The sequence below is a fragment of the Agarivorans sp. JK6 genome (assembly GCF_045277145.1).
GTDB classification, from domain to species: Bacteria; Pseudomonadota; Gammaproteobacteria; order Enterobacterales; family Celerinatantimonadaceae; genus Agarivorans; species Agarivorans albus.
Genome location: NZ_CP113525.1, coordinates 3484827 through 3500326, shown reverse-complemented (window position 1 = coordinate 3500326; position 15500 = coordinate 3484827). Strand labels below are relative to the sequence as shown.

The 15500-nt window shown below is 45.0% G+C and carries 12 protein-coding genes; 5 read left to right on the top strand and 7 right to left on the bottom strand.

The window, feature by feature from the left end; translation table 11 throughout:
* The first annotated feature begins 43 nt into the window (after nucleotides 1-43).
* Together OV592_RS16195 and OV592_RS16190 are read left to right on the top strand one after the other, a co-directional pair.
* Nucleotides 44-2077: a DUF3857 domain-containing transglutaminase family protein gene (locus tag OV592_RS16195; protein ID WP_406609287.1), complete on the top strand. Its 2034-nt coding sequence runs from the start codon at nucleotides 44-46 to the stop codon at nucleotides 2075-2077.
* Nucleotides 2077-3222, top strand: a complete 1146-nt coding sequence (locus tag OV592_RS16190) for a tetratricopeptide repeat protein (RefSeq protein WP_406609286.1) — start codon at nucleotides 2077-2079, stop codon at nucleotides 3220-3222. The genes OV592_RS16195 and OV592_RS16190 overlap by 1 nt, the downstream gene beginning before the upstream one ends.
* Nucleotides 3223-3264: 42 nt before the next feature.
* Here OV592_RS16190 and OV592_RS16185 read toward each other — a convergent pair whose 3' ends face one another.
* From OV592_RS16185 to OV592_RS16175, 3 genes are all read right to left on the bottom strand, one after another.
* Nucleotides 3265-4815 (bottom strand): tripartite tricarboxylate transporter permease, encoded by a 1551-nt coding sequence (locus OV592_RS16185; RefSeq protein WP_406611439.1) that lies wholly within the window; start codon nucleotides 4813-4815, stop codon nucleotides 3265-3267.
* 18 nt (nucleotides 4816-4833) lie between these two features.
* Nucleotides 4834-5298 carry a tripartite tricarboxylate transporter TctB family protein gene (locus tag OV592_RS16180; RefSeq protein ID WP_406609285.1) on the bottom strand — a complete coding sequence of 155 codons (465 nt, stop codon included), beginning with the start codon at nucleotides 5296-5298 and terminating at the stop codon, nucleotides 4834-4836.
* A 103-nt stretch (nucleotides 5299-5401) separates the two neighbouring features.
* The gene (locus tag OV592_RS16175) at nucleotides 5402-6373 is read right to left on the bottom strand and encodes a tripartite tricarboxylate transporter substrate binding protein (RefSeq protein ID WP_221076313.1); all 972 of its coding nucleotides are present in this window, start codon (nucleotides 6371-6373) and stop codon (nucleotides 5402-5404) included.
* Nucleotides 6374-6609: 236 nt separating this feature from the next.
* On the opposite strand from OV592_RS16175, the gene OV592_RS16170 reads away from it, so the two are divergent.
* On the top strand, nucleotides 6610-8223 hold the full coding sequence (locus OV592_RS16170) for an ATP-binding protein (RefSeq protein WP_406609284.1): 1614 nt from the start codon (nucleotides 6610-6612) through the stop codon (nucleotides 8221-8223).
* 4 nt (nucleotides 8224-8227) lie between these two features.
* Nucleotides 8228-8905, top strand: coding sequence for a response regulator (locus OV592_RS16165; protein ID WP_152779954.1), 678 nt, complete (start codon nucleotides 8228-8230; stop codon nucleotides 8903-8905).
* A gap of 89 nt (nucleotides 8906-8994) precedes the next feature.
* Here the strand turns inward: OV592_RS16165 and OV592_RS16160 are convergent, their stop codons facing one another.
* The 4 genes from OV592_RS16160 to OV592_RS16145 all read right to left on the bottom strand — a co-directional run bounded on the left by OV592_RS16160 (nucleotide 8995) and on the right by OV592_RS16145 (nucleotide 14312).
* Nucleotides 8995-10728 carry a hypothetical protein gene (locus OV592_RS16160; protein WP_406609283.1) on the bottom strand — a complete coding sequence of 578 codons (1734 nt, stop codon included), beginning with the start codon at nucleotides 10726-10728 and terminating at the stop codon, nucleotides 8995-8997.
* 286 nt (nucleotides 10729-11014) lie between these two features.
* Entirely contained in the window at nucleotides 11015-11908 is an 894-nt protein-coding gene (locus OV592_RS16155) for a LysR family transcriptional regulator (protein WP_016400914.1), read from the bottom strand.
* 21 nt (nucleotides 11909-11929) lie between these two features.
* A complete protein-coding gene (locus OV592_RS16150; RefSeq protein ID WP_406609282.1) occupies nucleotides 11930-13312 on the bottom strand; it encodes an MATE family efflux transporter in 1383 nt (460 codons plus the stop codon).
* Between the two features lie 10 nt (nucleotides 13313-13322).
* A complete protein-coding gene (locus OV592_RS16145) occupies nucleotides 13323-14312 on the bottom strand; it encodes a zinc-binding dehydrogenase (RefSeq protein ID WP_406609281.1) in 990 nt (329 codons plus the stop codon).
* Nucleotides 14313-14617: 305 nt separating this feature from the next.
* Between OV592_RS16145 and OV592_RS16140 the strand changes: the two genes are divergently transcribed.
* On the top strand, nucleotides 14618-15493 hold the full coding sequence (locus OV592_RS16140) for a radical SAM protein (protein WP_406609280.1): 876 nt from the start codon (nucleotides 14618-14620) through the stop codon (nucleotides 15491-15493).
* Nucleotides 15494-15500 lie beyond the last annotated feature (7 nt).

Here is a 15500-nt window from a genome sequence, read left to right as displayed (position 1 = left end):
TATTACTAGTATGGCTTTTTGATGTTGATGCAAGGGAAGTGCAGTGCTAGTTAGTCGACCATTCTTTTTATTCTTTCTGCTGTTTGCCAATCTCTTTTACTCCACCATTTCATTAGCTGCTAACGATGCGTTGTGGCGGGTAGGTGATAAACCTAAGTGGATTGTAGAAGCAGATTTAAGCAAGTTAAACCAAGCTGATCTTGGCGTAGAATCTGTAGATTATTTGGTGTCGGATACTCAAGTAAGTTTGCTTAGCAAGCAGCCGCATTACTATCGCTATATCCGTTTTCAAGTGAATGACAGTGCTGGCGTTGAAGATAATTCAGATTTAACCATCACCTTTAATCCCGACTTTCAGCGGGTTGAGTTGCACCACATAAACATTATACGAGGCGATAAATCGTTTAACCGTTTGGTTGCTGATGATATTCGAGCAGTGGATATTGAACCCGAGCAACATAGCAAACTGTATTCAGGACAAAAGCAATTACAGCTTTGGTTAAAGGATGTAAGAGCGGGTGACATTGTCGATTATAGCTTTAGTGTAATTGGTGAAAACCCAGTATTTGATGGCCATTTTAGCCATACCTTTGGTTTAGGTTGGGGCGTTCCGGTGGGAATAACTCATGCCAGCATCGTGGCGCACAAAAGCAGAAAACTTAGCAATCAGCTTGCCGATATCGACACAGAGGTAAAGGTAAACACCGAGGGGAACAGGGTTCGCTACTCGGTGCTTATCGAAAACTCGCCGGCCTATTATGAAGATGGCCAAGCCCCAAACTGGGATTCTGCTTACCCAACTTGGCAAATCACTAGCTTTGAAGATTGGTCACAAGTATCTAGTTGGGCTGAGTCTTTATTTAAAACCTCGGCTAAGCATTCAGCTGCCTTCGACGACTGGCTTAGTGAACTTAAAGCTAAACCCACCAAATTAGCCATTGAAGAAGCGATACGCTTCTCCCAACAAGACATTCGTTATTTAGGGGTAGAGATTGGCGAAAATTCACATCGTCCTCATTCTCCGTCAGAGGTGTTAGCGAACCGTTATGGAGACTGTAAAGACAAGTCTTTGCTGTTGGTAAGTGCATTAAACGAATTGGGAGTAGATGCTTACCCAGTATTGGTGTCTAGCTATAAACACAATACCTTGGCTGAGCATTTGCCGGGTTACAACGCCTTTAATCATGCGATTGTGTATTTGAAGTATAAGGGGCAAGACTATTGGGTTGACCCAACTAACGCATATCAATCAAACCTGTTGGAAACCATAGTGCCAGCGGCTTTTGGACAAGCTTTGGTTATTTCGCCAGACAATCAAGGCTTAAGCAGTATTCCTGATTTTGTCGCTGAAGATAACCTTGTTGAAGTTACCCAAGAGTTTATTGCTTCTGATTTTCGCTCGCCAGTGCAACTTACGGTTGTTAATACCTTTACTGGCGCAGAAGCTGACAGAATGCGTTATGAAATTGCAGGCCAGAGCGCTAAACGCATGACCAAATCGTATTTGTCTTATTACCAGCGTTTTTATCCTTCGATTAGCCTAAAGCAAGATTTGCAAATTAGTGATGACAAAATTAGCAATCGTATTGAAATTAAAGAGCACTATTTGGTGAATGAGTTTTGGCATGAAGTTGAAGGCGACGCTGAGTTTGTGTTGGTTTCTGATGCGGTTGAGCATTACTTAAAAGTGCCGCAAAAAATTCAACGTAAACAGCCTTACTCCTTGGGCCGTCCGATAAACATCCAGCAACAAGCAAAACTATATTTGCCCTACGACATCGATTTTAGTTGGGCTAATGAAGAACAAACGCTAGAAGATGAACACTTTAAATTGTATACGCGTTTTGACTACCGCAACAAAGTGATTACCTACCAACAGCAATATCAGAATAAACAAATGGCCGTTGCCGCCAGTGAAGTAAAGCAATATGCCAAGTTAATGAGGAAAGCCAGAAAGGCCTTAGAAATTAATTACAGCGTGACCAGAGTGACCGAAGACCAAGCCTACGATTCGATGAACGAACTAGTGAGCTTCTTGCTTGAAAAGCAAACCAATAACCAGCAGGAGGCATTGTAATGAAAGCTTTTTATATTTTAGCCTTAAGCCTAATGCTGAGTGCTTGTGCAAGTAACGATACCGGCCGTACAGTACCCTCTGTATCTGAAACGAATAACCCGGTAGTTAAAAACCAAGAGCCGGCAGAGCTATACAGTGATAGATATTTTGTTAACTATGCTAATGAGCTGAATCAACACACTGAAAATGCGCTTAGAAGTAGAATTGTTGAAGCTAAAATGGTTGAAAAATTGGAAACTGATTTAGCGTTTACCTTCAATGCCAATCAGCGAGCAAACGTTACTCAACTTCTGTCTAGCTTAACGGATACCTCTATTACAGCCATTTTGGCCCAGCCAGGCGGTAGTTGGAAATATGTAGACAGTGATGTTCATACTAAGCAGCAAGCAACCAGCTATTACCGTTTTACCTTAGATGGCACTTTTGCCTACTACGAAATAAGCTGGTTAGATGGCCACATCGTTGATATTTTCAATTTGTTTACGGGGGTTGGGATCTCAGACAGCTTCGACCTGGTTATCGATATGGAGCAATATCGTAAAACCCACCCCAATAGCGGTATCCAGCGCATGGGCGATTTCTTTGAGGCGGTTCGACAAGCTAGCTATACCGAGATGCTGTTTGCCTACAACGAGATTCCTAAGCCGTTTCAGCAAAAGCCTTTAGTACTGGCAGGCTTAATGAAAGCTTATATCAACCAACCCAGCTTGGTAATGCCACGATCTTTTGTTGTGTATATGGAGAAGCACCAGCCGGTTCATCCTCGTTTCTACGCTTATTACTACGACAACCAGCAATTTGACCTAGCGATTGAAAGCTTAAAGCACTTCCCAGAAACCGTTGTTAAAGACGTAAGAGTGCAAGTAGAGATTGGCAATGCCTTGTACGAAAGTGGCCAAACCGAGAAAGCCGAAGATTACCTAGTGAATGCCTTATTGAAGACACCTTCAGAGCCATTTGGCTATATTTGGTTGCTGGGCCTGTCTATTGATACCAAACAGTATCAGCAAACAGAACTTATTCTAAAAGTGCTCTACGACAGGTTTGATACGCGCTATAGCAAAACAGATTTGCTGACCTTTGATAGAGGTGAGGAGTACTTAAACTCAGCGAGCTATCAACGCTACAAGCAATATCTTAATTAACTTAAAGAGAACAAAAAAGGCGCTAAATTAGCGCCTTTTTTATTACTTAGCTGCCGCCTTTTGTTTGGCTTGTTCATACTCGGCTTTAGCTTTACTGCGCTCCCACAAAGGCCTTAAGAGCGGGCTAAATAACACCAGTGCAGCAATGCTAATAAAGGTGAGAGTTAGGGGGCGCTCCCATAAAAAGCTTAGCTCGCCATCGCCAATTAATAGAGCTCGGCGTAGGTTGTCTTCGAGCATTCCACCAAGAATAAAGCCCAATAACATCGGCGCCATAGGGAAGTTGAGTAAACGTAAGCCCAAGGCTGCCATGCATATCGCCACCATGATCATGATGTCCATGCTATTAAACGAAACCAGATACACCCCAGTAATTGAGAACAGCAAAATCATCGGTACCAAATAAGGGCGAGGAATGCTTAATAACTTGGCGAGGTAGGGGATTAGCGGCAAGTTTAAAATTAGCAAAATCACATTACCAAAATACATAGAGATGATGATCGACCAAAATAGGTCGGGGTGCTCGATGTACATTCTTGGCCCCGGCTGAATACCGTAGGCTATTAAGGCTCCGAGCAATACCGCGGTAGTGCCCGAGCCAGGAATACCCAAGGTAAGCAAGGGTACAAAAGAGCCAGTCGACGCTGCATTGTTGGCCGATTCTGGCGCAGCTAAGCCCTTTAACGAGCCTTCACCAAATTCTTTCTTTGCGTCGCCTTTGGCGAGATTTCGCTCTACGCCGTATGCCAGAAAAGAGGCGATGGTCGCGCCAGCACCGGGAAGCACGCCAACAAAAAAACCTAGAAATGACGAGCGAAGAGTAGGCGCTGCCACGGTTTTAACTTCTTGCTTGGTGAGCTTAAGACTACCCAGCTCCGACATCATTTTTTGTTCGGTAGTGCTGTTATTGGGGTTTTCGGGTTTTAATACCGACATCAAGGTTTCGGCTAGGGCAAAGGTTGCCATGGCTAACAATAAGAAGCTAAAGCCATCGATTAAATCCAGTTGGCCAAAAGTAAAACGCTCTACACCTTCACTTCTGTCGGTGCCTACGGTGGCTAACATCAAGCCCACAATGGTCATCATTACCGCTTTTAATACTTGGCCTTTGCCTGAGAAAGCAGCCACGGCAGAAAGACCAAGCACCATTAAGGCGAAGTAGTCGGCGCTTTGAAAACTCAAAGAGACAGAGGCCAAAGCTGGCGCGGCAATTAACAGCATAATTGCGCCCAAAGTACCGCCAGTAAACGAGGCATAAGCAGCAACGGCTAAAGCTTTACCCGCTTGGCCTTTTTTAGCTAAGGGGTTGCCATCAAAAGCGGTCACTACGGTAGCACTACAGCCTGGCGCATTAATTAATATCGACGAGGATGATGCGCCAAATATAGCGCCGTAATAGACACCCGCCATTAAAATTAAACCTGATGAAGGCTCTAAGCTATAGGTAAGTGGGATCATTAAAGCGATAGCAGTAATTGGTCCAAGGCCGGGTAACATGCCAATGAAGGTACCCACTAAGCAGCCTACAATTACCATCATTAAGTTCATTGGCATAATGGCGGTGCTAAGCCCAGCTAAAATTCCATCTAACATCATCGTGTCCTTATTTTGCTAGCCATTAAACCAGTGCCACAGTTGCCCAGGTTCTAAATAAATATCTAATACTTGGGTTAATAGCGCCCAAAAAGCCACGGTGAACAATATGGCTACTACCAATGCCTTTTTATGGTGGGTTTCACCCATGATGCGAAAGCTCACAACCAGGAAAATAATGGTGGCTAATACAAACCCCATCCAATTGACGAGTAGGCCATAGGCGAACATAGCAACGAGCAATTTGGCGGCGGGGCGCCATACCAAATGTTTTACGCTGGTTCTAAAATCACTACCGCCGGTGAGCATCAAAATGATTGAGCAAGCAACTCCGCACAATGCTAAAAACTGCGGCAGAGTGCGCGGGGTGAACGGTTCATATTCCGCGCCGGGAAATAGCGGAATGTCGTAGCTAAAATAGCCGTAGAACAAAGAGAGCAGCAAAAAAATTAGGCCGCCAATTCGTTGATTGCTAATTTGCATTGTTAGCTCCAAATGTAAAAAAGTCCGGTGCCTAGGCACCGGTGCTTAACTGAGTACTACCGATAAGCAAATAAAGCAGCAAGGGAGTTGCTGGCTAATAGGATTACTTTAGAAAGCCTAGCTCTTTCATTAGGCTGCCTACTGTTTTCTCTTGTTGTTCTAAAAAGCCGAAGAACTGACCATAAGGCACAAAGTTGTTTACCCAGCCATTACGTGAACGCACGGTTTCCCATTCTGGGGTGGTGTACATTTCTTTAAGCATGTCTGAGAACTTCTCAGCTTGCGCTTTGCTGGTGCCCGGTGCCGCAAAAAAACCACGCCAGTTAGCAAACACAGTGTCGTTGCCCATTTCTTTTAAGGTTGGTACTTCGGGGGCGTCTTTAACTCGTTTTTCTGCGGTAATGGCTAAGATACGAATTTGGTCGTTTTTCGCCATTTCTAGCGCTTCGCCTAAGCCAGTTGAAAGCAGTGCGGTTTCTCCAGAAAGCAAACCTGCCATGGCTTTACCGCCGGCATCGTAAGCTACGTAGCGTAATCTTAGTGGGTCTAAGCCTTCGTTTTTAATGGCTGCGGCTGCTACTAGGTGATCTAAGCTACCGCGCGCACTACCACCAGCAACTTTTACTTTATTGGGATTGTCTTTGAAGTCGGCAATTACTTGGTCCCAATGAGTATATTTAGAATCGGCTCTAACAATTAACGCGCCGTAGTCAGCGATTGTGGCAGCAATGGGAGTAAGGTCGCGGAAAGACTGCGGGAATACGCCGGTTAATGAGCGGACCACAATCGGCGTTGAGTTCACCATTAAGGTATGTTCTTGGGTTTTAGCGGTTTCTATTAAGTGAGCAATGGCTTTACCGCCGCCTCCACCACTCATGTTTTGGTAAGACACCTTATCGATAATGCCTGATTTCATTAAGGCTTCACCGGTGCCTCGGGCGGTTCCATCCCAGCCTCCGCCCGCGCCTCCGGGGATTAGAAAGTGCACTTCTTCTGCGTGAACTGTGCCGCTTAGGCCTGCGGCCAATACTGCGGCCCCTATTAATGTTTTGACCAATTTAATCTTGGCTAACATGTTTGCTCTCCTTGTTGCATAGGGCTTTCAGCGTGGCTGAAAGTGGTTGCTGCCATGCTTAAATACCGCTAGCTGGCGAATAAAGTTAAATTAATGTTAATGGAAACCTGGGGTTTTGAAATGTAAGCCAAGTAATGGCTTTAAAGTCCATATTGGTAATTAAGTGCATATTGTTCACGGGAGCTGCTCGCTAAGCTCGTGCTAAGCTAAATTGAAACAAACAGGGAAAAGTTTAGATGTATCAACAAGCTCGCTTACCAAGCTACCGTGCTCGCTTATTGCTAATAATGCTGATTTACAGCCTTATTCAGTTAAGCATTGTGGTAGTGACCAGCTATTGGTATGTAAGTGACTCTGAATACCAAGACAAAGGGGAGCGGGCCTTAGATGTAGCGCGAGTCGTGGCTAAGCTGCCCGATGTAGTGAGTGCGGTAGAGCGCCGAGATAGCGCAAACTTACAGCCTTTAGCAGAAGAATTACGCCGCACCATGGGCGCAAGTTTTATTGTGGTGGGGGATGTTGATGGGATCCGCTTGGCTCACCCTAAAAGCGAACGTATTGGCAAACCCATGGTGGGAGGCGATAACTACGCAGCTCTGGTTCTAGGGCAAGAGTATGTGTCGCAAGCCAAGGGGTCTTTGGGGGTATCGGTACGCGGTAAAGTGCCAGTTAAAGATCAACAAGGGAAGATCATAGGTATTGTCTCGGTTGGATACTTGCTAGAGAAAATCGACGTACAACTGCAACCCTATTTGCACTTTATGGTGCTGTTGGTGATGGCGGTGTTGTCTCTCAATATGCTGATTGGTTGGTGGCTGGCCCAGCGGATTAAGGACACATTGTTGGGTTTTGAACCAGAACAGATGACCCGCTTATATGCCGAACTGCAAGCCACGCTTAATACTATTCGTGAAGGGGTGATAGCGATTAACCGAGAAGGCATTATTACTAATGTGAATGCTAATGCGATTCGCTTATTAGGCAAAGACCTGCAAGGAAAATCGATTAATCCGGTTGGTTTACCGCTGCGAGACTGGCTACCCGATAGTGATATGGCTGAATTACTCGATCAGCCGCAAGCGCAAAGCGATGTGGAGCTACTGCTCAACGGGCATTTAGTGATTGCTAACCGAGTGCCGATGAAAGACCAGCAACAGAACTTTATTGGCATGGTTTCTAGCTTTAGGCGGAAAGATGAGATCACCTTGCTCACTAAGCAGTTATCGCAGATTAAGGCGCATTCAGAAGCCTTGCGGGTACAAAATCATGAGCACTCTAATCAGCTAAATACCATTGCTGGTTTAATTCAGTTAGGCGAAAGTGATAAAGCTTTATCTTTTATTGGCCAAGCAAATGATCAATTCCAAGAACTGATTCGCTTTTTGATTGAAGCAGTGGAAGATTCGGTAATAGCCGGCTGTATTTTGGGTAAGTTTCACCGGGCGAGGGAGCTTGGTTTAACCCTAAATATTGACCCCGATAGCAGCTTGCGCGACTTACCAGCACACTGTGGCTCGGAGCAAATCGTTACCATAGTGGCTAACCTCTTAGATAATGCTTTTGAGGCAACTCGCGCTAGCAATGGCCGCGAGCCCATTAATCTCTCTATGACCGATTTGGGTAACGACATAATTATTGAAGTGGAAGATTTTGCTGGTGGTATTCAAGATAACTTACAAGCCAATATCTACGAGCAGGGAGTGACCACCAAAACCCAAGGCGACCACGGCATTGGCCTTTACCTAGTAAAAGAAACCGTGCAAATTTTGCGTGGAAATGTTGAGTTTAGTAGTGACAATTTGGGCACCCGTTTTACGGTGTATATTCCCAAGCAGTTAAAGCAGGAGTAGCCATTTGATTCAGGTATTAATTGTTGAAGATGATGCGGGGATTGCCGAGATCCATCGCCAGTACTTGCAGCGTGTGAGTGATTTTGAAGTGTCTGGCATTGCTTTGAGCATTGCCGATGCAATGATCCACATTAAGGCTAAACCTCCACAACTTTTGCTGTTAGATGTGTACCTACCCGACGGCACCGGCCTAGAATTGCTAAAACATATTCGCAGCCAAGATCTTGCCATTGATGTTATGTTGCTCACCGCCGCTAAAGAAGCCTCTACCTTGCAAGAAGCGCTGCGTAATGGGGTATTTGACTACATTCTAAAACCGGTGGTATTTCCGCGTTTACAAGAATCCTTGAACAACTATAAGAACTACTTACGCAGACTTGATCAAAACAGCTCTTTTGAGCAGCAAGATGTAGATAAGTTAATGCCAATGAGTGAAGGCGCGGTAGCCGAAAGCAAAAAGCGCTTACCCAAAGGCGTGGACGCGGTAACGCTAGATAAAGTGCGCGCACTGTTTAGTGAACATGCTTCATTAACTGCCGAGTTAGCCGGCAAACAAATTGGCAGTAGCCGCACTACAGCAAGGCGTTATTTGGAGTATTTAGTGAGCTGTAATGAACTCACACCAGAGGTGGCTTATGGTGCAGTAGGGCGGCCAGAGCGGGTCTATCATCGGGTTAACTAAGAATTAAACACTTGAGTTAAAAACCAAAAAGGCTCGCCATTGCGAGCCTTTTAGTTACAGAGCGTTGCTTATTCGTTGCAAAGACTTGCTTAGTTTACAGCGTTGTCTGCTTGGCTGGTCATGCTTGAACCAAAAGAAATACCTTGGTCGTTCACGGCCATATTCATTTGCGCTTTAATTCGGTAGTCTTTTAAGTCCATTAATTCCTGTGGCACTTCTTCTCCGCTTAATTCAATACCACTAATAATTGGCTCAAACATTTGCTGGTAGTCGATGAACATGCTTAAAAGCCCGTTGTTGGCCACTGGCTCTGAAGCTAGTTGCTGACTCACTTCTGCAGCACGCTGGCCGTTAAACAATACAAGGTGGTTACCTTTTAGTGCTAGCTGAGGCTGTATGTTGGTGGTAGGTGGTAGCGGCAATAAATGGCTAACATCAATCGGTGTGCCATCGGCTGGCAAGCTTACACTGGCTAGCTCTGGTGAGAACTGTTTGGCAATGTCGAACAAGGCACCAGGGTTATCGGCAGACACACTAATAATGGCATCTAGGCTTTCTAGTTCTTCTGGGCGGCTAATGTCAGCCAGTTTGTAATCAAACACGGCCATGCCAATGCCCTTAAGGCCGTTAGCCATGCCGGTCATCATGCCAACCATGCCTGGGTTTTGTTGCTGCATAGCCATTTGCACGTTTTGTAGCGGCTCACACTGGTAATCAGGAGTAAGCATTTCTTCCCAAACTGATAGCAATGAAGGCACCAGTTGGTTTACATCAATGCCATAAGCCATGCTAAATACCGCATTTTCGGTGTTAGAAGCATAAGAAGGAATAAAGCCACTCATCGCTTGGTAGGCGCTAAGTAATACGCTGTTGTTGCTCTCTACCACCATGCGCACGCCAAAGCTGCTTTCTTTATCGTTGATGCTTAAGCTATCAAAACCCATTACCGTTTTTGGCCAGTTAGCGGTAATGCTGGCAAACTCTTGCTCACAAACTGGAGTCCGTAAGCTTGTAAGTTCGTTGCTATTATCCATTTGGGCTAACTTAGTAAGGTGTTTTGCCAGTAGGTTTCCATCTTTTGTGGTTATTGCTTTAGCAATCTCTTGGTGGTTAATAAAGCCAATGCCTTCTTCCATGAAACCATGCTTGGTTAGGCTGTCTTGGATTAATGTGGTGGCGTTGATTGGCTGCTCTGCTGGTTTAAGGCCTAATGCGGTTTCTAACAAACTGTTTTCATTAAGCGAGGTATTTAAAGTAATGGTAAGTAGGCCATTATTTACGGCTACGATTAAATCTGCGGTTTCTGAGTCGCTGTCATCGCTCAAACGATAAGCGCGATACTCAACGCCGCTAAGAGTTTGTTTAGTATGGCTAAAACCACTCTTCTGTTCGGCGTTATCTAACCAAGCCCAAATAGCATCGGCTTTGCTTATTTCTACTTTCATCACCGGGATGATGCCTAAGGTATAAAAGTAGCTGTGAATATCGTTGGCTAAACCAAAGGTATCTACAAAGGTTTGCCCGTCTTTTAGTGCTTCGTTGTAGCTTTCGAATAAGGCAATGAAAAACTTACCGCGTGGGTCACTTACATCTGTTTCGGCAAAGGCGTCACTTGGTAAATTGTTGTATGAACCTGCCATTGAATCAACATAGGCTTTGATTGGGAACGGTTTTAGTTGAGCAGAAAATACCGCAGTATCGGCAGGAATATACGCGAGTGCACCCGCTTCGCTATTAAGGTTTGTAGCCTGCTGAGAATACCAGTAGCCACCCGCTCCGGCCCCAATGGCTAACAAACCGCCTGCGATAAGAACATTCTTCATCTAAAACTCCGTGTATATTTGATTAACTACCTTCAGATGAAACGCTTTTAGCTTCAACTTTACAGGTGCAAAGGGGCTATTAAATCATTGATAAAAATGCACTTCAATTAATAAGTGATTAAACAATTAATTAGCGGTTTTGTATTAGCCGTAGGGTTAAGTTGTAGGGTGTTTTGTAGGGCACTTTAAAGGCGATATAACGCTCAACAATGAGCTTTATTTGGGCTGCCAGTTATCCGGTTAAGGTATCGCCTAAGTGTTTTATAAGGGGGAGTAATAATCTTGCCTAGTTTTCCCAATAAGGGGGAGCGCCATAGTATTCTGCGAAGTAATCAAGAAAGGCTCTCACTTTAGGTGCCAATAGCCGAGAGCTGGGATACACCGCCCAAATGGCGGCTGCATCATTCAGGCTATAATCTTGTAGCACTTCGACCAAGCTGCCATTTTCTAGCTGCTTGTAGACTAACCACTCTGCACACATGGCAACACCCAAACCTTGCAAGGCTGCGTCGCGTACTGCTTCTCCGTGGTCTACTCGAACTCTGCTTTTTAGCTTTATGTTTTGCAGGCCATTAGGGGTATTGAAGCTCCAAGTATCAAAACCCATCTGCTTAATACAGCTATGGTGCTTTAAATCTTCGAGGGATGTTGGGTTTCCGTAAGCCGCTAGGTAATCCGGCGAGGCGCAGATAATCCGTTTATCGGTAGCTAGCTTTTTGGCAATAAGGGTTGAATCTTTCAGATCTGCATCTCGGATGGCGACATCAAAGCCACCTTCAATCATATCTATCATGGAGTCGGTCAAACGAATATCGACAGATAGCTCTGAATGCTTATCCAAAAAGCCTTTTAGAGCGGGTATAACATGCATTCGGCCAAAGGAGGCGGGAGCGGTAATTCTTAATGTACCCGTTGCTTGGGCTTTGCCTGTTCCCACCGTTGAGCGGGCCGCATCAACGCTGGCCAATATCTCATCGGCATAGGGTAAAAGTGCTTCGCCTTCCTCGGTGAGTGAAACCTTACGGGTGGTTCGATGAATAAGTCGAGCGCCAATGCTTTCTTCAAGCTTATTGATATGCATACTGGCTACCGGTGCAGACAAACCAAGTTCTTTTCCCGCAAGGCTAATATTATGGGTGGCTGCGACTCTTACAAACAAGCGGAGGTGCTCAATATTCATCGTGTTATTTAGACCTTTTTGTTAGGCAAGTTGTGAACGGTTAAACTGAAGCGCAGTGCACTGTTTTAGCTTAAACCATGCGTAAGCGCCTGCAAGTGTATTGGCAATACAAGCCGCGACAATTGTTTGAACAATGCTTTGTGTTGCTGTGCCAAGCCAAATGGCTGGAACATATAAAACCAATAAACGAACCAAAGATACAAACAAGGCACGGCGAGCTTCCCCTAAGGCATTAAATGCTGAAACCACCAGCATGCAAAGGCCAAGAGGTGCATAGCTAAAAGGAATGATCCACAGAGCGACACCAAACCAGTTTTGCATCATCTTATCAGCACTTATCAGCGGAATAATATAAGGAGAGCTGATCGCTGCGATAAGAGCAATTACTAGATGAAACACCAGTAAAAACTTGGCGGTAACCGTTAACACCTCAACAATTTCGTTTAGCTTACCTTCACCAAGGTAGCGGGCAATAATAGGCGGAATGGCCATAGTTAAAGCTAAAGTAAAAACCAGAAGAAAGCTTTCTAGTCGAGACAATAGGCTCCAGAAGGCGATTTCCTCGGTGCCAATCTGAGCAATTAGCAGCATACAAATAAAAGCACTTAATGAAGGCAGTGACTGATTCAATATGGTTGGCACCGTAGTGCGAATTAACTCTTTGCCATAGTAAAAATAGGGCGAGTTTTGTATGGCTAGCTGATTAGTACTGCTGCTGGGTGAGCTTAAGTTTATAACAGCAAACCACTGTTTGCCGCGCGCTTTATTCAGCATATACAGAGTACAAATGCCGTAACTTAAGGTAGAGGCAAGGGCTGCCCCTACTATGCCCATGTTAAAACCAAAGATAAGCAAAGGGTCTAGTATCAGGTTGATTATACTGGCCAACAGGAACATCTGTCCGGTGGTTTTTGTATCTTCATTTGCTCGATAGACACAAGATACCAAGTATAGCGCGGCCACAGAGATAGCACTTAGCAGCCAAACTGGCCAATAGCGATTAAAGATCGCTGCCAACGCTAGTTGTTTTGCCGAGCTTATATCGGAGGCAACGAAGGTCGCCAATATTGGCTCTTGTAACAGCCACAACACCACGCCCAGTAGAGTGATAAACAAGGTGCCGCCAGCCGCTGCTAATGTGGCAACAGTTTGAGATTTTAGCTTATCGCGGCCGCCACAGGCCTTAGAGATAATAGACGTCGCCGCAACCCCAATACCTACTTGAATTCCAATAAACGCCGCTTGAAAGGGTAAGGTAATGCCATGAACCGCAAGCTGGTTAAGGCCAAGCATGCCGATAAATACCGAATCCACCAGTTGCACCAACATAATCGCAAACAAACCCACGGTGAGTGGCAGCGTGCGCTTGATGATGAGTGTTAAGCTTGGCGATACGGCAAACATCTAGATAACCCTAGTTAATATCAATGACAACCTTGCCAATTGCTTGACCACTGGCTAGGCGATCGTGCGCAGCCGCGGCATCGGCTAAGGCAAATTGTTGGCTATCAAGTACTGGTTTTAGTTCGCCAGCCTCAACAATTTTTGCTAGTGCTTCAAGGATCTTACCGTGTGCAGCTCGACCTTGGTTGTATATCATCGGTAAAAGCATAAACACTACATGCAAAGACAAGCCCTTCATGTGCACCATGGTTAAGTCTTGTTCGTGCATAGACAGCGTGGTAGTAATTTGACCGTTTAGCTTGGCTGCTTCAATTGAGTTATTGATATTGGCACCGCCCACTGAATCAAAAATCACGTCAAATCCAGCACCCTTGGTGTACTTTTCAACATAGTCTGCAACGGCTTCGGTTTTGAAGTCGATTGCTGTAGCGCCAAGCGCTGCGATGAGATCGGTTTGCTCGCCAGCGGCACCAGTTGCAAAAACCTCAGTACCAAAATGTTTAGCAAGTTGTAGTGCAACATGCCCTACGCCGCCGGCACCACCATGAACAAGTACTTTTTGACCTGCTGAAATGCCTGCTCTAACCAAACCTTCGTAGGCGGTAATACCCACTAACGGTAGCGCAGCAGCTTCTCGCATTGAGATGTTGCTTGGCTTGTGAGCCACTAAATTCGCGTCTGCCAGCATGTATTCTGCTAACGAGCCTAGTAGTTCACCAAGACCGCCAGCACAGCCGTATACTTCATCTCCAACCTTAAAGTTGCTTACGCCTTCACCAACCGCTTCAACTGTACCTGCGAAATCCATTCCCAAAACACCTGGGAGCTTAGGGTGAAATGGTAAGGCTTCACCCATGTCACGAATCATCATGTCGATGGTGTTAACACTAGACGCCGCAACCTTTATTAACAGGTGACCTGATTTAAGTTCTGGTTTAGCTATTTCTGCTGTTTCAAATACCTTGCTGTCACCGAATGCGCGAATCACAGTTGCTTTCATGATGATGAACCTCTATCCGTTATTGTTTGTCATTGATTGGGGTTCAGTATAGGCAGCATGTTTAGTTTGATAAGAAGGACAAATACAAAATCAGTTTTAAGTTTTTGTTAATAATTAAGTGTCTCTTGGAAAAGTGAGACCTATCAGGCCCTAATAACATTTTTGAAGCAGGTTTATCAGCGACCTTACTTTAACTACATTATTAATTTTTTATTAACACTGATTCTGCGTTTCACTTTCTTATTCCTGCTCAGACATAGCAGTAGACTTCTCGGCAATAAACGCCCTAGGTTGAGGAGCCTAATATGCATTATGAAGGTAAAATCTATCGTCCTTGGATGGAAGCCAAGAGTGTACTTATTCAAACCACGCTAGGTTGCAGCAATAACCAGTGTACCTTCTGTGCTATGTTCGACGACAAACGTTTTAAAGTGCGTGAGCTTGATGCGATCTTTAAAGACATTGATGAAGCGAGATTGTTACATCGCAAGGTTGAGTCAATATTTCTTATCGACGGCAATGTAATGGCGATGCGCACCGACAAGCTGTTAAAGATCCTAGATAAAATAAAAGTGACCTTTCCTGAGCTAAAGCACTTGGCGCTGTATTCGGGCTTTAACGATTTTCGTCGTAAGAGTATGTCGGAGCTAAAAGAACTGCGTTCGGCGGGGCTAACTACTGCTTATTCTGGATTAGAGTCTGGCGATCCTATTGTGCTGGAGCGGATTAAAAAGGGCATGACACGTGAGCATGCAATTAAAGGTATGGAGATGGCGCGTGAAGCAAATATTCAAGTGCTTGCCTCGTTTATCTTTGGTCTTGGTGGCAAAGAGCGTTCTGTTGAACATGCAAAAAACACCACTAGTTTGCTTAATATTATGCGTCCAGATGCGATTGCGCCAATGGCACTTGCTATTCAACCGGGTAGCGAGTTGGAGCGGGAGCTACACCGGGGAGAGTTTGCTCTGCCCACACCGCTACAGATTTTAGAAGAGGAAAAGTACTTGCTGGAAAACATGGATGATTTTCCGTGTTATTACTGGGGTGACCATGGCAACAACATAGCATCTATGCGCGGTGTTTGGCCGGAGGTTCGTCAATCTTTCTTGCAGAACATTAATCAGCATATCGCGCATAATCCAATGGCGAAGAAAAATGCGATTGAGACCTATGCATGGTAGAAAGTTG

Excerpts from the sequence above, each read along its gene's own strand:
- OV592_RS16170 (WP_406609284.1), top strand. The coding sequence starts at position 6,610 with ATGTATCAACAAGCTCGCTTACCAAGCTACCGTGCTCGCTTATTGCTA.
- OV592_RS16140 (WP_406609280.1), top strand. The coding sequence starts at position 14,618 with ATGCATTATGAAGGTAAAATCTATCGTCCTTGGATGGAAGCCAAGAGT.
- OV592_RS16155 (WP_016400914.1), bottom strand. The coding sequence starts at position 11,908 with ATGAATATTGAGCACCTCCGCTTGTTTGTAAGAGTCGCAGCCACCCAT.
- OV592_RS16180 (WP_406609285.1), bottom strand. The coding sequence starts at position 5,298 with ATGCAAATTAGCAATCAACGAATTGGCGGCCTAATTTTTTTGCTGCTC.
- OV592_RS16145 (WP_406609281.1), bottom strand. The coding sequence starts at position 14,312 with ATGAAAGCAACTGTGATTCGCGCATTCGGTGACAGCAAGGTATTTGAA.
- OV592_RS16190 (WP_406609286.1), top strand. The coding sequence starts at position 2,077 with ATGAAAGCTTTTTATATTTTAGCCTTAAGCCTAATGCTGAGTGCTTGT.
- OV592_RS16150 (WP_406609282.1), bottom strand. The coding sequence starts at position 13,312 with ATGTTTGCCGTATCGCCAAGCTTAACACTCATCATCAAGCGCACGCTG.
- OV592_RS16160 (WP_406609283.1), bottom strand. The coding sequence starts at position 10,728 with ATGAAGAATGTTCTTATCGCAGGCGGTTTGTTAGCCATTGGGGCCGGA.
- OV592_RS16185 (WP_406611439.1), bottom strand. The coding sequence starts at position 4,815 with ATGTTAGATGGAATTTTAGCTGGGCTTAGCACCGCCATTATGCCAATG.
- OV592_RS16175 (WP_221076313.1), bottom strand. The coding sequence starts at position 6,373 with ATGTTAGCCAAGATTAAATTGGTCAAAACATTAATAGGGGCCGCAGTA.